This is a genomic window from Streptomyces sp. (assembly GCF_050698815.1).
GTDB lineage: Bacteria > Actinomycetota > Actinomycetes > Streptomycetales > Streptomycetaceae > Streptomyces.
This window is the reverse complement of the sequence record NZ_JBOHCV010000306.1, coordinates 1-1,961: the sequence shown is the minus strand read 5'-3', so window position 1 is coordinate 1,961 and position 1,961 is coordinate 1. Positions and strand designations below refer to the sequence as shown.

Annotated in this window: 1 protein-coding gene; it reads right to left on the bottom strand. The window is 68.1% G+C overall.

Annotation, left to right across the window (positions count from 1 at the left end):
* A partial coding sequence (locus ACRDP3_RS11035; protein WP_431516701.1) for a multifunctional oxoglutarate decarboxylase/oxoglutarate dehydrogenase thiamine pyrophosphate-binding subunit/dihydrolipoyllysine-residue succinyltransferase subunit occupies positions 1-1,961 on the bottom strand: 1,961 nt, incomplete at both ends.

Genomic DNA, 1,961 nt, shown 5'->3' with positions numbered 1-1,961 from the left:
CACGTGGAAGATCGGGGCCTCGATCATCCTGGCCACGTCGGTGGAGTACATCGACGACCGCGCCGACTCGGGCGCCGCGGTGAAACCGACCTGGTTGTTGACGATGATGTGGACCGTGCCGCCGGTCCGGTAGCCGCGCAGCTGCGACATGTTGAGCGTCTCGGCCACCACGCCCTGGCCCGCGAAGGCCGCGTCGCCGTGCAGCTGTACGGGCAGCACCGTGAAGTCCGTGCCGCCCTTGTTGATGATGTCCTGCCGGGCGCGCGCGACCCCCTCGACGATGGGGTCGACGGCTTCCAGGTGGGACGGGTTGGCGGTCAGGGTGACCTTGATCTGCTCGCCGTCCAGGCCGGTGAAGGTGCCCTCGTTGCCCAGGTGGTACTTCACGTCGCCGGAGCCGTGCATCGACTTCGGGTCGAGGTTGCCCTCGAACTCGCGGAAGATCTGCGCGTAGGACTTGCCGACGATGTTCGCCAGCACGTTCAGCCGGCCGCGGTGCGCCATGCCGATGACGCACTCGTCGAGCCGCGACTCGGCGGCGGCGTCGAGTACGGCGTCCAGCAGCGGGATGACGGACTCGCCGCCCTCCAGTGAGAACCGCTTCTGGCCCACGTACTTGGTCTGCAGGAACGTCTCGAACGCCTCCGCGGCGTTCAGCCGCCGCAGGATGCGCAGCTGCTCGTCACGCTCCGGCTTGGAGTGCGGACGCTCGACCCGGTCCTGGATCCACTTGCGCTCCTTGGGGTCCTGGATGTGCATGTACTCGATGCCGGTGGTGCGGCAGTACGAGTCGCGCAGCACGCCCAGGATGTCGCGCAGCATCATCATCGACCGGTTGGCGAAGCCGCCGACGGCGAACTCCCGCTCCAGGTCCCACAGCGTCAGCCCGTGCTCGGTGATGTCCAGGTCGGGGTGCTTGCGCTGCTTGTACTCCAGCGGGTCGGTGTCGGCCATGATGTGGCCGCGCACCCGGTAGGAGTGGATCAGGTCGAAGACGCGGGCGGCCTTGGTGACGTCGTCGTCGTGCGAGGCGTCGATGTCCTGGTTCCAGCGCACCGGCTCGTAGGGGATGCGCAGCGCCTTGAAGATCTCGTCGTAGAAGTCGCTCTCGCCGAGCAGCAACTGGCTGACGATGCGCAGGAACTCGCCGGAGGCGGCGCCCTGGATGACCCGGTGGTCGTACGTGCTCGTCATCGTCATGACCTTGGAGACGCCGAGCCGGTGCAGGGTGTCCTGCGAGGTGCCCTGGAACTCCGCCGGGTACTCCATCGCGCCCACGCCCAGGATCAGCCCCTGACCGGGCATCAGCCGCGGCACGGAGTGCACGGTGCCGATGCCGCCGGGGTTGGTGAGCGAGCAGGTGACGCCGGAGAAGTCCTCCATCGTCAGCTTGTTGTTACGGGCGCGGCGGACGATGTCCTCGTAGGCCTGCCAGAACTCGAAGAAGGTGAGCGTCTCCGCCTTCTTGATGGCGGCGACGACGAGCTGCCGGTCGCCGTTCGGCTTCACCAGGTCGATGGCCAGGCCGAGGTTGACGTGGTCGGGCTTGACCAGGGTCGGCTTGCCGTCCTTCTCGGTGAAGGAGTGGTTCATCGTCGGCATCGCCTTCAGCGCCTGCACCATGGCGTAGCCGATCAGGTGCGTGAAGGACACCTTGCCGCCGCGGGCGCGCTTGAGGTGGTTGTTGATGACGATGCGGTTGTCGAAGAGCAGCTTGACCGGCACCGCGCGCACCGAGGTGGCGGTGGGCAGCTCCAGCGAGGCGTTCATGTTCTTCGCGACGGCGGCGGACGGGCCGCGCAGCTGTACGTACTCGGGTCCGGCCGGCTCCTCCGGCTGCGCTCCCTCGCCGCCGCCCTTGGCGCCCTGGGCGGGCGTCTTGGCGGGAGCCGCCTTCGCGGGGACGGGCTTGGCGAGGTCGATCGCGAGGCCGAGGTTCACCTGGGCGGGCTTGAGCAGGG